The sequence below is a fragment of the Variovorax glucosi genome, assembly GCF_051216695.1.
Taxonomy (GTDB): Bacteria; Pseudomonadota; Gammaproteobacteria; order Burkholderiales; family Burkholderiaceae_C; genus Variovorax.
In genome coordinates, this window is sequence record NZ_JBPJZE010000003.1 from 166,947 (window position 1) to 182,977 (window position 16,031).

15 protein-coding genes are annotated in these 16,031 nt (G+C 67.1%); 10 read left to right on the forward strand and 5 right to left on the reverse strand.

Annotated features, from left to right (window positions below; translation table 11 throughout):
• Positions 1 to 147 precede the first annotated feature (147 nt).
• Positions 148 to 969 (forward strand): alpha/beta fold hydrolase, encoded by an 822-nt coding sequence (locus ACSFA3_RS15530; protein ID WP_435506910.1) that lies wholly within the window; start codon positions 148 to 150, stop codon positions 967 to 969.
• On the opposite strand, the gene ACSFA3_RS15535 is transcribed toward ACSFA3_RS15530, so the two are convergent.
• The gene (locus ACSFA3_RS15535; protein ID WP_435506383.1) at positions 959 to 1,603 is read right to left on the reverse strand and encodes a LuxR C-terminal-related transcriptional regulator; all 645 of its coding nucleotides are present in this window, start codon (positions 1,601 to 1,603) and stop codon (positions 959 to 961) included. The two genes, ACSFA3_RS15530 and ACSFA3_RS15535, sit on opposite strands and share 11 nt — an antisense overlap.
• Positions 1,604 to 1,823: 220 nt before the next feature.
• On the opposite strand from ACSFA3_RS15535, the gene ACSFA3_RS15540 reads away from it, so the two are divergent.
• Genes ACSFA3_RS15540 through ACSFA3_RS15565 form a run of 6 tightly spaced genes read left to right on the forward strand, consistent with a single transcriptional unit; the run spans position 1,824 to position 7,536 of the window.
• Positions 1,824 to 2,477: an isochorismatase family protein gene (locus tag ACSFA3_RS15540; RefSeq protein ID WP_435506384.1), complete on the forward strand. Its 654-nt coding sequence runs from the start codon at positions 1,824 to 1,826 to the stop codon at positions 2,475 to 2,477.
• A 13-nt stretch (positions 2,478 to 2,490) separates the two neighbouring features.
• Positions 2,491 to 2,775, forward strand: coding sequence for a XapX domain-containing protein (locus ACSFA3_RS15545; protein ID WP_435506385.1), 285 nt, complete (start codon positions 2,491 to 2,493; stop codon positions 2,773 to 2,775).
• Complete coding sequence (locus ACSFA3_RS15550; protein WP_435506386.1) at positions 2,772 to 4,664, forward strand: amidohydrolase; 1,893 nt, start codon at positions 2,772 to 2,774, stop codon at positions 4,662 to 4,664. The genes ACSFA3_RS15545 and ACSFA3_RS15550 overlap by 4 nt, the downstream gene beginning before the upstream one ends.
• A complete protein-coding gene (locus ACSFA3_RS15555) occupies positions 4,664 to 5,074 on the forward strand; it encodes a DoxX family protein (RefSeq protein WP_435506387.1) in 411 nt (136 codons plus the stop codon). The genes ACSFA3_RS15550 and ACSFA3_RS15555 overlap by 1 nt, the downstream gene beginning before the upstream one ends.
• Positions 5,064 to 6,662: an MFS transporter gene (locus ACSFA3_RS15560; RefSeq protein ID WP_435506388.1), complete on the forward strand. Its 1,599-nt coding sequence runs from the start codon at positions 5,064 to 5,066 to the stop codon at positions 6,660 to 6,662. The genes ACSFA3_RS15555 and ACSFA3_RS15560 overlap by 11 nt, the downstream gene beginning before the upstream one ends.
• A 52-nt stretch (positions 6,663 to 6,714) precedes the next feature.
• Positions 6,715 to 7,536, forward strand: a complete 822-nt coding sequence (locus tag ACSFA3_RS15565) for an alpha/beta fold hydrolase (protein WP_435506389.1) — start codon at positions 6,715 to 6,717, stop codon at positions 7,534 to 7,536.
• Positions 7,537 to 7,544: 8 nt separating this feature from the next.
• Here ACSFA3_RS15565 and ACSFA3_RS15570 read toward each other — a convergent pair whose 3' ends face one another.
• Positions 7,545 to 9,131 carry a glycosyltransferase family 39 protein gene (locus ACSFA3_RS15570; protein WP_435506390.1) on the reverse strand — a complete coding sequence of 529 codons (1,587 nt, stop codon included), beginning with the start codon at positions 9,129 to 9,131 and terminating at the stop codon, positions 7,545 to 7,547.
• 77 nt (positions 9,132 to 9,208) lie between these two features.
• Between ACSFA3_RS15570 and ACSFA3_RS15575 the strand changes: the two genes are divergently transcribed.
• Positions 9,209 to 10,309 (forward strand): glycosyltransferase family 2 protein, encoded by a 1,101-nt coding sequence (locus tag ACSFA3_RS15575; RefSeq protein WP_435506391.1) that lies wholly within the window; start codon positions 9,209 to 9,211, stop codon positions 10,307 to 10,309.
• Complete coding sequence (locus tag ACSFA3_RS15580; RefSeq protein ID WP_435506392.1) at positions 10,299 to 11,165, forward strand: ChbG/HpnK family deacetylase; 867 nt, start codon at positions 10,299 to 10,301, stop codon at positions 11,163 to 11,165. The genes ACSFA3_RS15575 and ACSFA3_RS15580 overlap by 11 nt, the downstream gene beginning before the upstream one ends.
• Here the strand turns inward: ACSFA3_RS15580 and ACSFA3_RS15585 are convergent.
• From ACSFA3_RS15585 to ACSFA3_RS15595, 3 genes are read right to left on the reverse strand one after another with little or no spacing between them, the layout of a single operon-like run.
• On the reverse strand, positions 11,101 to 12,978 hold the full coding sequence (locus ACSFA3_RS15585) for an IlvD/Edd family dehydratase (RefSeq protein ID WP_435506393.1): 1,878 nt from the start codon (positions 12,976 to 12,978) through the stop codon (positions 11,101 to 11,103). The two genes, ACSFA3_RS15580 and ACSFA3_RS15585, sit on opposite strands and share 65 nt — an antisense overlap.
• On the reverse strand, positions 12,975 to 13,994 hold the full coding sequence (gene denD / locus ACSFA3_RS15590) for a D-erythronate dehydrogenase (RefSeq protein ID WP_435506394.1): 1,020 nt from the start codon (positions 13,992 to 13,994) through the stop codon (positions 12,975 to 12,977). The genes ACSFA3_RS15585 and denD overlap by 4 nt, the downstream gene beginning before the upstream one ends.
• Positions 13,991 to 14,797 (reverse strand): FadR/GntR family transcriptional regulator, encoded by an 807-nt coding sequence (locus ACSFA3_RS15595; protein WP_435506395.1) that lies wholly within the window; start codon positions 14,795 to 14,797, stop codon positions 13,991 to 13,993. Before ACSFA3_RS15595 ends, denD begins: the two co-directional genes overlap by 4 nt.
• Before the next feature lie 153 nt (positions 14,798 to 14,950).
• On the opposite strand from ACSFA3_RS15595, the gene ACSFA3_RS15600 reads away from it, so the two are divergent.
• A complete protein-coding gene (locus ACSFA3_RS15600; protein ID WP_435506396.1) occupies positions 14,951 to 16,024 on the forward strand; it encodes an ABC transporter ATP-binding protein in 1,074 nt (357 codons plus the stop codon).
• Positions 16,025 to 16,031 lie beyond the last annotated feature (7 nt).

Here is a 16,031-nt window from a genome sequence, read left to right on the forward strand (position 1 = left end):
AAATCCCCCGACCCATCCGATCCATCCGACGCGACCCGTGCGAGTCGACGAAAACTGCTGGCTGGCGGCGCCGGCATCGCCGCAGCTGCCGGCCTGCCCTTCGCTGCGATGGCTGCCGGGCCGAACCTCCCGAAAGAAACGCGCTCCATGAACACCATCACCACCAGGGACGGCACGCAGATCTTCTACAAGGACTGGGGAAAGGGCCAGCCGATCGTGTTCTCGCACGGCTGGCCGCTGAGTGCGGACGACTGGGACGGGCAGATGCTGTTCTTCGTGCAGCAGGGCTTCCGCGTGATCGCCCACGACCGCCGCGGCCACGGACGCTCGAGCCAGGGCTCGACCGGCCACGACATGGACCACTATGCCGACGACCTGGCCGCGCTGACGGCGCATTTGAACCTGCAGAAGGCGATTCACGTGGGTCATTCCACGGGCGGCGGCGAGATCGCCCGCTACATCGGCCGGCACGGCAGCAAGCGGGTAGCCAAGGTGGTCCTCATCAGTTCCGTGCCGCCGCTCATGGCGAAGACGGCTGCGAACCCGAGCGGTGTGCCGATGGAAGTGCTGGACGGCATCCGTGCAGCAGTGGCGGCGAACCGGCCGCAGTTCTTCAAGGACTTCTCGATGCCGTTCTACGGCTTCAACCGCCCCGGCGCGAAGGTGTCGGAAGGCATTCGCGACCACTGGTGGCAACAGGGAATGATGGGTTCCATCCAGGCCCATTACGAAGGCATCAAGGCCTTCTCCGAGACCGACTTCACGGCGGACCTCCGGAAGATCGATGTACCGACACTGGTGCTGCATGGCGACGACGACCAGGTCGTACCGCTGGCCATCTCGAGCGAACTGACGGCGAAGCTGGTCAGGAATGCGAGGCTGAAGGTCTATCCCGGCTACCCGCACGGCATGTGCGCGACAAATGCCGACGTGATCAACCCTGACCTCCTCGCGTTCTTCAGGAGCTGACGGCGAGCCGTGCGCCGTTGAGCAGCCCCCGCCGCTGCGCAACTGCAGCGGCCTCGGTCCGCGTCTTGGCACCCAGCTTCGCCAGGATGGCCTTGACGTGCGCCTTCACCGTGCCGAGCGAGATGTTCAGCTTGCCGGCGATGGTCTTGTTCAGGAGACCTTCGGCAATCAGGCGCAGGACGTCGCCTTCGCGTGCCGTGAGGCTTTCATGATGCAGGCTTTCGAGGACGCGCTGCGCCGCGGTGCGGTCGAGGTGACGTTGCCCGCGATGCAATGCGCGCACGCCGCTGATCATGTCGTCCAGGCCACAGTCCAACAGCAGGTAGCCATTCACGCCCAGGCTGAGCGCATGGCGGATCTCGAACTCTCCGTCGCGGTGGCTGACGACCATCACGCGAGGTCGGTGCGTCGTCCGCTCTCCGGCGGCCCCTGCCCGGTCGCCGTCGAAGAAAGCCAGGGCCGTGTCGTAATCGGCGACCACCACGTCCGCAGTCGAGGCGCAGCGATCCACCACGCTCACATCGAAATCCTTTTCGGTAGCCAGGATGAATGTCAGGCCGGCCCGCACCAGAGGGTCCTTGTGCAGGACCGCCACTGCGATCTGGGCCGGCGGCGCGGATGAACTGATGAACATGATTCGAACTCCTGTGGCTGGTCGCGTTGCCCAGTCTAGGAAGCGGATCGCGCGGGCGCTATTGAGCCTTGGTATAGATCGGACACATCTTCGTATGGATGGCGAATGTTGCTCGAAAGAGAGATGCCGGCAACGGATGCGCATTCAAGAATGACTTCGTCCCGTTGCCTCGTTGTCTCTTTCCATCGCTCACTTTCCTCATCGACAAAGGTCCCGAATCATGAACATCACAGCCACCCCGACCCCCGGCGCCAAGCTGCTGAAGCCGACCGACCACACGCTGGTCATGATCGACTTCCAGTCGCAGATGGCCTTCGCGACGAACTCGATCGATCCGGTGCTGCTGCGCTCCAACGCGGGGCTGGTCGCAGCGTCGGCCGCTGGCTTCGGCGCCTCGACCATCCTCACGACCGTGGCCGAAAAGAGCTTCTCGGGCCCGATGTTCGAGGAAGTGACCGCGCCGTTTCCCGGCCAGGCACTGCTCGACCGCACGTCGATGAACACCTGGGAAGACGCGGCCGTGATCCGCCGCATCAACGAGATCGGCAAGTCGCGCATCGTGCTGGCGGGTTTGTGGACCAGCGTCTGCATCGTCGGCCCCGCACTGTCGGCCATCGACCAGGGATTCGAGGTGTTCGTGATCGCCGACGCCTGCGGCGATATCTCGCTCGAAGCGCACAACCGCGCCATCGAACGCATCGTGCAGGCGGGCGGCCAGCCGATGACCGCCCTGCAGTACCTGCTGGAAATGCAGCGCGACTGGGCGCGAACCGACACCTACGACATGACCACCGGCATCGCGAAGAAGTTCGGCGGCGGCTACGGCATCGGCATCAACTACGCGCGCGCCATGTTCGGCGCGCACGAAGGCTGAGCGGCAGCGCGCGATGAAGCCGTATCTGATTTCCCTGGCGCTGGGCGTGCTGGTCGGCGTCATCTACGCGCTGTCCGGCGTGCGCTCGCCGGCGCCGCCGATCATCGCGCTGGTCGGGCTGCTGGGCATCCTGGCTGGCGAGCAATTGCCGTCGCTGGCGAAGCGGCTGTTCCAGCAGGGGCCGGTCGTCACGTCGTGGCTGCAGCACCAGGTCGCGCCGCACATGTTCGGCGAGCTGCCGCAGCGCGCCAAGCCAGCCGCGACCGCCACGACATCCGACAAGGAACATCGCGCATGACCGCTCCCGAACTCATCCTGCACAACGGCCGCTTCACCACGCTCGATCGTGCAAATCCGGTCGCGAGCGCGGTCGCCATCGGCGAAGGCCGCTTCACGCATGTCGGCCGCGGCGAAGACGTCCTGCCTCTGGCCGGTGTCGCCACGCGCGTCATCGATCTGCAGGGCCGCACGGTGCTGCCGGGCCTGATCGACAACCACCTGCACATCATTCGCGGCGGTCTCAACTTCAATCTCGAACTGCGCTGGGACGGCGTGAAGAGCCTGGCCGACGCGATGGACATGCTCAAGCGGCAGGTCGCGGTCACGCCGGCGCCGCAGTGGGTGCGCGTGGTCGGAGGCTTCACCGAACACCAGTTCGCCGAGAAGCGGCTGCCGACCATCGCCGAACTCAACGCCGCAGCGCCGGACACGCCCGTCTTCCTATTGCACCTGTACGACCGGGCGCTGCTCAACGGCGCCGCACTGCGAGCCGTCGGCTACACGAAGGACACGCCCGCCCCGCCCGGCGGCGAGATCGTGCGCGATGCGGCCGGCAACCCGACCGGCCTGCTGCTGGCCAAGCCGAACGCGACCGTGCTCTACGCAACGCTGGCCAAGGGACCGAAGCTGCCGTTCGACTACCAGCTCAATTCCACGCGCCACTTCATGCGCGAGCTCAACCGCCTGGGCGTGACCGGCGCCATCGACGCCGGCGGTGGCTTCCAGAACTATCCGGAGGACTACCAGGTGATCCAGAAGCTGGCCGAAGCCGGCCAGCTCACTATCCGCCTCGCCTACAACCTCTTCACGCAGAAGCCGAAGCAGGAGAAGCAGGATTTCCTGAACTGGACCGCCAGCTCGAAGTACAAGCAGGGTGACGACTACTTCCGCCACAACGGCGCCGGCGAGATGCTGGTGTATTCGGCCGCCGACTTCGAGGACTTCCGCCAGCCGCGTCCCGACATGGCACCCGAGATGGAAGGCGACCTCGAAGGCGTGGTGCGCGTGCTGGCCGAGAACCGCTGGCCGTGGCGCCTGCACGCGACCTACGACGAGACCATCGAACGCGCGCTGGACGTGTTCGAGAAGGTGAACCGCGACACGCCGCTGGCCGGCCTGAACTGGTTCTTCGACCATTGCGAGACCATCTCCGAAAAATCCATCGACCGCATCGCCGCGCTCGGCGGCGGCATCGCGGTGCAGCACCGCATGGCCTACCAGGGCGAGTATTTCGTCGAACGCTACGGCGCCGGCGCGGCAGAGGCGACGCCGCCGGTCAAGCGCATGCTGGAAAAGGGCGTGAAGGTCTCGGCCGGCACGGATGCGACGCGGGTCGCCTCGTACAACCCGTGGGTGTCGCTGTCGTGGCTGGTCACCGGCAAGACGGTCGGCGGCATGCAGCTCTATCCGCAGCGCAACTGCCTCGACCGCGAAGCCGCGCTGCGCATGTGGACCGAGAACGTGACCTGGTTCTCCAACGAGGTCGGCAAGAAGGGCCGCATCGAAGCCGGCCTGCTGGCCGACCTGGTGGTGCCCGACCGCGACTTCTTCGCCTGCGCCGAGTCCGACATCGCCGATATCACCGCGCTGCTGACGATGGTCGGCGGCAAGGTGGTCTACGGCGCCGGCCCGTTCCAGGGCCTTGACGAAAGCACGCCACCGCTCGCCATGCCCGACTGGTCTCCCGCGCGCACCTTCGGCGGTTATGCGGGATGGGCCGACAAACACGCCGGCTCGGAAGGCAGGCCGCTGCAGTCGACGCTGCGCCGCATCGCCGCCGATTGCGCCTGCGCGAACGACTGCAACGTGCACGGTCACCGGCACGCGACGGCATGGAGCAGCAAGCTGCCGATCGCCGATCTGAAGAGCTTCTGGGGCGCGCTCGGCTGCGCCTGCTGGAGCATTTGATGGCACCCCCACTCCAACGTGTCTTTACCCATCGCGCCGTGCACTGGCTCGCACTGCTCCTGCTGTGCGGTGCCTATCTGCAGGGCGGCTTCAACAAGGCGACCGACTTCTCGTCGGCCATTGCGGAGATGAACCACTTCGGCCTGTCGCCGGCCGGGCCGATGGCGGTGGCCGTCATCGTGTTCGAGGTCGGTGCGGCGCTGATGATCCTCACCGGCTTCCTTCGCTGGCTCGGCGCGCTGGGATTGGCCGGCTTCACGCTGATGGCGACCTTCGTCGCCAACCGGTTCTGGGAGATGGCAGGCGTCGAGCGCTTCATGGTCGCCAATGCGTTCTTCGAGCACTGGGGACTGGTCGGCGGATTTCTGCTGGTGGCATGGCATGACCTCAGGACACGCGATGAGCACTGAAACAAAAGCCGCGCCACCCGCTCCGTCGGGCAGCTTCGCCCCGCTGCGCCAGCCGATCTTCGCCGTGCTGTGGGCAGCCACCGTGCTCGGCAACATCGGCAGCTTCATGCGTGACGTCGCCAGCTCCTGGATGGTCACAGAGCTGTCGGCCAGCCCGGCAGCAGTCGCGCTGATCCAGACCGCCGCCACGCTGCCGATCTTCCTGCTGGCGATTCCTGCGGGCGTGCTGTCGGACATCCTCGACCGGCGCCGTTTCCTGATTGCGGTGCAGATCCTGCTGGCATGCGTCAGCGGCACGTTGCTGCTGCTCGCGCGCACCGATTCGCTGACCGTCGAATCGCTGGTCGCGCTGACCTTCGTCGGCGGCATCGGCGCGGCGCTGATGGGGCCGACCTGGCAGTCGATCGTGCCGGAGCTGGTGCCGCGCAGCGACCTCAAGAACGCGGTCGCGCTGAATTCGCTGGGCATCAACATCGCCCGCGCACTCGGGCCTGCGGCGGGCGGGTTGCTGCTGGCGAGCTTCGGTGCGGGCGCGGCCTATGGCGCAGACGTGGCGAGCTATGTCTTCGTGATCGCGGCGCTGGTCTGGTGGAAGCGGCCTGCGGCTGTCGACACCGGCCTCTCGGAGCAGTTCTTCGGCGCTTTCCGCGCCGGGCTGCGCTATGCGCGCGCCAGCTCCGAACTGCATGTCGTGCTACTGCGCGCGGCGGTATTCTTCCTGTTCGCGAGCTCGGTCTGGGCGCTGCTGCCGCTGGTCGCGCGCGGGATGCTCGGCGGCACCGCCGGCTTCTACGGCGTGATGCTCGGCGCGGTCGGTGCGGGCGCGATCCTCGGTGCGCTGCTGCTGCCGAAACTGCGCCAGCGTCTGGATGCGGACGGCCTGGTGCTGACCGCGTCGGTGCTGAGCGCGCTGGTCATGGCGGCGCTGTCTTTCGCGCCGCCGCAGTGGGTGGCGGTGCTGCTGATGCTGGTGCTCGGCGTCGGCTGGATCATCGCGCTCACCACGCTCAACGGCGTCGCGCAGGCGGTGCTGCCGAACTGGGTGCGCGGACGCGGCCTTGCGATCTACCTGATGGTGTTCAACGGCGCGATGGCCGGCGGCAGCCTGAGCTGGGGCCTGGTCGCGCAGGAGGCCGGCATACCGGCGACGCTGCTGATCGGCGCAGCCGGGCTGGTCGTCATCGCGCTGCTGTTCCACCGCGTGAAGCTGCCGACCGGCGAGGCCGACCTGCAGGCCGCCAACCACTGGCCGGAACCGATGCTGACCGAGCCCGTCGCGCACGACCGCGGCCCGGTCATGGTGCAGATCGAATACCGCATCCGCAAGCCGGACCTTCCCGCTTTCCTGCTGGCGATGAAGCACGTTGCGCAGGAACGGCGGCGCGACGGCGCCTATGCCTGGGGCGTGGCCGAGCACACGAGCGAGCCCGAGCGCGTCGTCGAATGGTTCCTGGTCGAATCGTGGGCCGAGCACCTGCGCCAGCACGCGCGGGTGTCGAACGCCGATGCCGACATGCAGGGCGAAGCGCTGCGCTTCCACATCGGACCCGGGCAGCCGGCGGTGAACCACTTCCTGGCGCTCGACTGATCCAGTCATCCGTCATCCGTCACCCTTTTTCCAACCCACCCGAGGACATCCCATGCCAACGATCACCACCGCAGACGGCACCGAGATCTACTACAAGGACTGGGGCACAGGCCAGCCCATCCTCTTCAGCCACGGCTGGCCGCTCAGCGCCGACATGTGGGACGCGCAGATGCTGTTCTTCGCCTCGCGCGGCTACCGTGCCATCGCCTTCGACCGGCGCGGTTTCGGCCGGTCGAGCCAGCCGTGGACCGGCTACGACTACGACACCTTCGCCGACGACATCAAGGCGCTGGCCGACCACCTCGACCTGAGGAACGCGGTGCTGGCCGGCTTCTCGATGGGCGGCGGCGACGTGACGCGCTACATCGCGCGTCATGGCTCGGCGCGCGTCGCCAAGCTCGCGCTCATCAGCGCAGTGACGCCGATCTTCGGCAAGACCGCCGACTATCCGCAAGGCGTCGACATGTCGGTGTTCGCCGGCATCAGGGCCGGCCTGGCCGCCGACCGCCCGCAGTTCCTCGACGACTTCAGCACCATGTTCTACGGCACCAACCGGCCCGGCGCGAAGGTGTCGCAGGGCGTTTTCAAGCAGACGCTGTTCATCGCGCTTCAGGCTTCGATCAAGGCGACCATCGACTGCGTGACCGCTTTCTCCGAAACCGACTTCCGCCCCGACATGGCGAAGATCGACGTGCCGACGCTGATCGTCCACGGCGACGACGACCAGGTGGTGCCGTTCGAGACCACCGGCAAGCTGTCGGCGCAGCTGATCGCCGGCGCGACGCTCAAGGTCTATGCCGGCGCGCCGCATGCGACGGCACTGACGCATGCGGACCAGCTGAACGAAGACCTGCTGGCTTTCATCAGGTCCTGAACCCGGGCTCAGGGCTGTCGCGGCGGCAGGATCGCCCAGCCCACCTGCACCCTGAAGTCGCGCCCGAAGCGCCGCACCGCGATCTCCAGCGGCGGCTGCACCTGCATTGCCGGAAACCGCGCGAGCCAACCGGCCGGCGGCGTTGCGGCCGGCGCTTCCATCACCTGACCCGATTCCGCCTCCCAGACGAACACCGCGCCCTGCGCACGCACTGCGGCATCGTCGAGCCAGGCTGCGCGGTCCGGGTCGGCATCGATGTAGACGGAAGGCCGGCCACCCGATTGCGGCGGCAGGTACTGCGCGACATTGCCGGCCGGCCAGGCATGGCCGGCGACGATCGGCAGGCGCGCATCGGCACCTTCGACCCGATGCCAGCCGCGCGCCACTTCCACGGCCAGTTCGCGACCGGGGTAATGGATGCGCGACAGCCGGCCCTTGGCCAGCGGCCCGCCGATGGCGATCAGGCCGTAGAGCATCACCAACACCAGCGTCCACACCGCGAACGCGATGGCAAAGCGGCGCGGATTGCGCAGCCGCATCGCCCAGCCAACCGCGATCGCAGGGCCGATCACCAGAAAGAGCGGCGAGCCCCACATGTCATGGAGACGGACGCCGAAGACGCCAGCCGATAGAAAGATCAGCAGCGGACCGACGCCCATCGCGAACAGCATCCAGCCGTCGCGCCGGCGCTGGGCGGGAGTGCGCGGGGGTTCGTCAGGCGCGACTTCGGTCGATGGCGCATCGGCATTCGTACCGGCACTGCGCTTGCGCCAGCCGTTCGCAGCCCACAGCAGCAGGACCAGCGGCAGGATCGCAGCCAGCTGCGCGCCGATGAAGCTCGCGACGCCGCCGATGCGTGCCAGCGGGCCGTTGCCGGTCGCGCTGACCGCGCGGCCCGCCGCATAACGCAGCGTGGGCCAGTCGTGCGCCTGCGCCCACAGCACGTGCGGCGCGAACATCGCGAAGGCGATGCCCATCGCCAGCCACGGACCGATGCCGCGCCACTGCGCGCGCAGCGAAGGCACCAGCACCATCGCCACCACCATCGAGCTGGGCAGCGTCAGGAACGAATACTTGCCGAGCACACCGAAGCCGCAAGCGACACCCAGCAGCACCCACCAGCCGAGCCCGCGCGAACCGCTGCGCACCGCGCGCCAGAACGCCAGCGAAGCGACCGCCCAGCACGGGTACTGCACGACGTTCGCGTTGAACTCCAGGCTGGTGAGGTTGTAGTAATTGACGCCTTCGAGCGCCATCACCGCAACCAGCGCCATCCACGGCGACAGCACATCGCGCGCCAGTTCCCAGGCGGCCCAGAGCGCGGCTGCGATGGCGAGCTGCGACAGCAGGAACAGCGGCCAGTCGAGCGATCCCCAGCGGAGCAGCTCCGCAAGCCAGGCCGATGTCGGCGGGTGCTTGTAATAGCCGGCCTGCCATTCGCGGCCCCAGCTCAGCGCCTCGATGGTGTCGAGCGGCAGGTTGAAGGCCAGCATCGTCGGCAGCAAGGTCCACAGCAGGACGTGCGCGACCAGGAAGAGCCTGAACGCCGCAGCGGGTGTGAGCGATTGCAGACGGGTTTTCCAGGCGATGTCCATGGTCGGAGGCGGCGATCTTGAGCGGGATGAGGGAGCGCCGGATTATGTGCGGCGCTCCGCATGCGCAACAATCGTGCATGCCTTTCTCTTCGCTTTCGCTGGACGACTCCCCCGACCCGATCGCCGGCACACATCACGTGCCCGCGCCGCTCGCCAGCACGGAGGCCTGCGACGCGCTGCGCAGCCCGTTGCGCCTGAGCTGCGTGGTGCCTGCGTACAACGAAGCCGACCATCTGGCCGAGTTCCTCGAAGCCCTGCATTCCACGCTGATCGCGCTGACGCCGGACGTCGAGATCATCGTGGTCAACGACGGCAGCCGGGACACCACGCGCGAGATCGCACGCTTGCTGAGCCCGAAACTCGGCATCCGCTACCTGGAGCTGTCGCGCAATTTCGGCAAGGAAGCCGCGCTCACCGCCGGCATCGCGCACGCGCGCGGCAACGCGGTGCTGCTGATCGACTCGGATTTCCAGCATCCGCTGTCGCTGGTGCCCGAGATGGAAGCGCTCTGGCGCAGCGGCTACGACATGATCTACGGCGTGATCGCCGAGCGGGCCGGCGAATCGCTAGGCAAGCGCGCCGGCTCCCGGCTCTTCTACGGATTGCTGCGCGTCGGCAGCTCGGTCGACATACCCGAACACGCCGGCGATTTCCGCTGGATGGACGGCAAGGTCGTCGAAGCGCTGCGCCGCCTGCCCGAACGCAACCGCTTCATGAAAGGCCTCTACGCCTGGGTCGGCTTCCGCTCGGTGGCGCTTCCTTTCACGCCCGATGCGCGGCGCGGCGGGCAGTCGAGCTTCAGCCTGCGCGGGCTTGTCATGCTGGCGCTGGAAGGCGTCACTTCGTTCAGCTCGCTGCCGCTGCGTTTCTGGAGTGGCGCCGGGCTCGTCATCTCTACCGCAGCGATCTGCTATGGCCTCTGGATCGTCATCGGTGCGCTGCTCTACGGCAACAAGCTGGAGGGCTGGCCGACGCTGGCCGCCGGGCTGATGCTGTTCTCAGGCGTGCAGTTGCTGTCGATCGGCATCCTGGGCGAATACATCGGGCGCATCTATACGGAGGTCAAGCGGAGACCTCTGTACCTGCTGGCCGAGGATCTGGACCACAGTCCGCTGGCCAAGCCGGCGACGACGACGCAGGCAGCCAATCAGCACGACGGGCAACTGCATGGTCGCTGACGCCGGATCGACCGGTCCAATCCGCATCGAGCTCTGCGCCGACGACTTCGCGATGCATCCGGCCATCGACGATGCCGTCGTGCAACTGGCGCGCCGGGGGCGACTCAGCGCGACGAGCTGCATGACGACATCGCCGCGCTGGGCAGAGGCGGCACGCACGCTCGCCGATGCACCGCCGACGCTGTCGACCGGCCTGCACATTAACCTCACCGAAGGCCATGGCGGCACGGCGCCGACGCTCGGCGCGGTGCTGATCGACGCCTATGCGCGCAGGCTGGACGGCGCCAGGATCACGCAGACGATCATTCGGCAGCTCGACGACTTCGAGCAGGCGATGCAGCGCGCGCCGGACTTCATCGACGGGCATCAGCATGTGCATCAGCTGCCGGTCGTGCGCGATGCGCTGCTGGCTGTGCTGGCGAAGCGCTACCCGGGCGGTGCTGCGCCGTCCGTTCGCGCAACGGTGCCGGCGCGTCTGTCATGGAGCTTCGGCAAGGCCGGCGTGCTCGCGATGCTGGGCGGCCTTCGCTTTCGTGGCCAGCTCTCCGACCGAGGCCTGCGCCACAACCGCGGCTTCGCCGGCGTCTACGGCTTCGATGCCACTACCCCCGCCGACTACGGCCGCCACATGGACCGCTGGCTCGCGGGATGCGCGGACGGCACGCTGATGATGTGCCATCCGGCGACCGCGCTGGTCACCGGCGATGCGATTGCAGCGGCGCGGGTGGTGGAGTTCGGCTACTTGTCGTCGGAGGCATTCGGCGACGCCCTCCGACGGTACGGCGTCGCTCTCAGTGGTTGTCCCGAGGCACACCGAAGGTCGCGTGGATCTTCTGGTACTTCACCGCCGGCTTGAGCACCATCCCCTCCGACAGCTCCCCGATAACGGCGCGCTGGATTTCCTGCCACGGCGTCTGGCTCGCCGGATACTTGTAGCCGCCGGCCGCATCCAGCTCGGCACGGCGCTTCTCGATCTCCTCTGCCGACACCAGCATGTTCGCGGTACGCTTCTTCAGGTCGATCCTCACCCGGTCGCCCGTCTTCAGCAGCGCCAGGTTGCCGCCGGTCGCAGCCTCCGGCGATGCGTTCAGGATCGACGGCGATCCCGACGTTCCCGACTGCCGCCCGTCGCCGATGCAGGCCAGCGCCGTGACGCCCTTCTTCAGCAGATAGTCGGGCGCGCGCATGTTCACCACCTCGGCCGCGCCGGGATAGCCGACCGGGCCGACGCCGCGCATGAACAGCACGCTGTGTTCGGTCAGGCCAAGCTTCGGATCGTCGATGCGGTGGTGGTAATCCTCCGGTCCGTCGAAGACTGCGGCGGTGCCTTCGAAGGCCATCGGATCGGCCGGGTCCGCGAGGTAACGCTCGCGGAATTCGGGCGTGATCACGCTGGTTTTCATGATGGCCGAATCGAACAGGTTGCCCTTGAAGTGCAGGAAGCCCGCGTCCTTCTTCATCGGCTTGGCATACGCGAAGATGACCTTGCGGTCGTCGGTGAAGCGGCCTTCGCAGTTCTCGGTCAAGGTCTTGCCGTTGGCCGTGATGGCCGGCTGGATCTTGCCCTTGGCGATCAGTTCGGCCACCACAGCCGGCACGCCGCCGGCACGGTAGAAATCCTCGCCCAGATACTCGCCCGCCGGCTGCAGATTGACCAGCAACGGTACCTTGTAGCCCTGCTTTTCCCAATCGTCGTTGTTCAGCTCGACGCCGATGTGCTTCGCGATCGCGTTCAGGTGGATCGGCGCATTGGTCGAACCGCCGATGGCCGAGTTCACGACGATGGCGTTCTCGAATGCGGCGCGGGTCATGATGTCGGACGGCTTGAGGTCGGCGCGCACCATCTCCACGATGCGCTTGCCGGTCATGTAGGCCATCTCCTGCCGGTCGCGGTAAGGCGCCGGGATCGCGGCGCTGCCGGGCAGCGTCATGCCGAGCGCCTCGGTCAGCGAGTTCATCGTGGAGGCCGTGCCCATCGTGTTGCAGTGGCCGGTCGACGGTGCCGACGAGGCGACCAGCTTCAGGAATTCCTGATAGCCGATCTCGCCTGCAGCCATCATCTCGCGCGCCTTCCAGACGATGGTGCCGGAGCCGGTGCGCTCGCCCTTGAACCAGCCGTTGAGCATCGGCCCGGAGTTGAGCGCGATGGCCGGAATGTCGACCGTGGCCGCAGCCATCAGCTGTGCGGGCGTGGTCTTGTCGCAGCCGGTGGTCAGCACCACGCCGTCGATCGGATAGCCGTAGAGCACCTCGACCAGCGAAAGGTATTGCAGGTTGCGATCGAGCGAGGCGGTCGGGCGCTTGCAGGTTTCCTGGATCGGGTGGATCGGGAATTCGAAGGCGATGCCGCCCGCATCGCGGATACCTTCGCGCACCCGTTCGGCCAGCACGATGTGATGCCGGTTGCAAGGCGCGATGTCGGAGCCCGTCTGCGCGATGCCGATGATCGGACGACCCGACTGCAGCTCGTCGAAGCTCAGTCCGAAATTCATGGTGCGCTCGATGTAGAGCGCGGTCATGTCGGCGTTGTCGGGGTTGTCGAACCACGACTGCGAACGCAGGCGCTGCGGCGTGGTGCGGCGTGCCTTGGGCTGGCTGCGCGGCGCAGGTTGCTTCTTCTGGGCAACGTCCGCCTGGACGGCCTTTTCGATCTTGCTGGTCTTGGTCATTGCTTCATTCCCTTCAATGTCTGGTCTGCATTCGGCAGCGCGGCGCAATCCTCGATGTACTGGCGAACGATGTCTGCGAAATTCTCATGCGGCAGGAGTCCGAGCCGCGCCGCGCGCTCCGCCGTCGCACCCGCCGGCCAGTTGGCGACGATGCCGGCGACGCGCTCGTCGCGCTCGAAGCGCACCAGCGCGCGCACCTTGGGGCCGGCGACTTCCTCGAGCGCGTCGAGCATGTCGCTCACGCGCACGTTCAGGCCCGGCAGGTTCAGCGCGGTCCGGCCGCAGAATGCCTCGCGCGTGGCTTCGTAGACGGCGATCAGCCCGTCGACGGTGCGTGTCGGCGACGACATCGGATGCGACACGTCGGGCGACACCGGACAGACCGATTCGACGCCCGCCAGCGGCTCGCGGATGATCCCGCTGAAGAACGACGACGCTGCGCCGTTCGGCTTGCCCGGACGCACGGTGACCGTCATCAGCCGCGCGGCACGGCCGTCGATGTATCCCTTGCGCGTGTAGTCGGCGATCAGGTGTTCGCAGATCAGCTTCTGCGTGCCGTACGACGTCTGCGGTGCGGGCAGGGTGTCGTCGGCAACCAGCGCGGGCAACGGCACGGCCGGGTCCGGGCCGAACACCGCGACCGAACTGGAGAACACCAGCCGCGTGACCTTGCCGCCGGCCTCGACATTGGCGCGCAATGCATCCAGCAGTGCGCGCGTGCTGTCGAGATTCGACCGCAGCCCGAGTTCGAAATCAGCCTCGCATTCGCCGGACACCGCCGACGCCAGATGGAACACACCGTCGAAATGCTCGGTGCGCAGCGCATCGGTCTGCGCAAGCAGCGGGCCGGTCCGTGCCTCGACGCGCGCGTCCGCCAGCAGGTCGGCCGGCGGCGGAGCGATGTCGGTGAGCACCAGGCGTTCGATGGTTCCGCCTGCGAGCGTGCCGCGCTTGAGCAGGGTGCGTGCGAGGCGGGCGCCGAGAAAGCCTCCGCCGCCGGTGATGAGCAGTTTCATGGGGTCTCCTTCATGGTTTTCGATGTTCGGGACGGGGGGCCGGATCGGCCTCTCGGCTTTGGCGCGATCACGCCGGATGCGATCAGCCGGTCTTCGCCGAGGATCAGGTGCTGCGTCGCGTGATGCCGGGCGGCGACAGGGTCGCGTGCCGCGATGGCATCGACGATGGCGCGATGCTCCAGTTGCACGGCCTGCATGAAGTCGCTGCGCCTCGCCTCGTTGCCGCGCGTGATGCGCATGCCTTCGCGCAGGTACTGCTCCAGGAAGCCGATCAGCAGGCGGAACTGCGGATTGCCGGTCGCCTCGCCGATGACGCGATGGAACGCCAGGTCTTCGGCCACGCCGTTGCCGCCTGCGGAGACAGCCGCGTCGATGGCCTTCAACGCACGCCGCAGGTCGGCGACCTGGCGGCGCGTGGCCCGTTCGGCCGCCAGCGCGGCGATCTCTCCTTCGAGCACCCGGCGCACCTCGACGACGTGAACGACCGCCTCGACCGACGCCAGCACGGCCGGATCGAACGCCAGTGGCGCGTGGGTCGGTGGCTGCGCGACGAATACGCCGGAACCCTGCCGGGAGGTGACGAGCGCCTTCGACTTGAGCTGGTGCACGGCCTCGCGCACGACGGTGCGCGAAACGCCATGGGCGACGGCAAGCTGCTGTTCGGTGGGAAGACGGTCGCCGGGTCGCAGCGCGCCGGACTCGATCTGCGCGACGAGACGCAGCGCCAGTCGGTCCGACAGCCGGTCCGACTCGACGCGAAGCGGCTGCGGAGATGGAAATGTAGAGGGACCGGGAAGCAGCACGGAAACGAGTCTTTGAAGCACGGTTGTCGGCTCATCATACAAATTCCGTGTGTTTTGCAAAGCGGGTTTCTGCCTAACGGTTTGTCCTTATGGCGACGCCGTATCGCGATACCCATACTCCGCTGGCCCGAGAACCTTTGAGGATTCAACTGCATGGCGAGCGTCACGATCCAGGGTGTCAAGAAGAACTTCGGAGAGGTGCCCATCCTCCATGGCGTCGACATCGACATCCAGGACGGCTCATTCACCGTGCTGGTCGGTCCGTCGGGTTGCGGCAAGTCGACGCTGCTGCGCATGATCGCCGGGCTAGAGCAGATCAACGGCGGCGAGATCCGCATCGGCGAGAAGCGCGTCAACGACCTGCCGCCGAAAGAACGGGACATCGCGATGGTGTTCCAGAACTACGCGCTCTATCCGCACATGACGGTGCGCGCCAACATGGCGTTCGCGCTCTCGCTGGCGAAGATCGAGAAGTCGGTCGCCGACGCCAAGGTGCAGCGCGCGGCCGAGATCCTCGCGCTGATTCCGCTGCTCGACCGTTATCCGCGCCAGCTCTCCGGCGGACAGCGGCAGCGCGTGGCAATGGGCCGCGCCATCGTGCGCGATCCGCAGGTGTTCCTGTTCGACGAGCCGCTGTCGAACCTCGACGCCAAGCTTCGGGTCGCGATGCGCAGCGAAATCAAGGAACTGCATCAGCGCCTGAAGACGACATCGATCTACGTCACGCACGACCAGATCGAGGCGATGACCATGGGCGACAAGATCGTGGTGATGCGCGATGGCCGCATCGAGCAGACCGGCAGTCCGCTCGACCTGTACGACCGTCCGGCCAACCAGTTCGTCGCGGGCTTCATCGGCTCGCCGTCGATGAACTTCCTGCCGGGCAAGCTGCGCAGAACGGCCGGCGGTGCACAGGTCGAACTGGGCGATGGCACGCTGCTGGACGCGCCGCTGCAGGCCGGCGGTCTCGACGGCCAGGCGGTCGTCTACGGCACGCGGCCCGAACACCTCGTGCTTTCTGACCGTCAGGGCATTCCGGCGCAGGTGGTCGTGATGGAACCCACCGGCATGGACACCTTCGTCTCTTGCCGGCACGACGGCACCGAGCTCTGCGCGGTGTTTCGCGAACGCCACGACTTCGCGCCCGGCAGCACGATCCATCTGCAGCCCGACCTGCAGCGCGCGCATCTTTTCGATGCCGCCACCGGCCAGCGGTTGCTGGCATGAAAGCAAA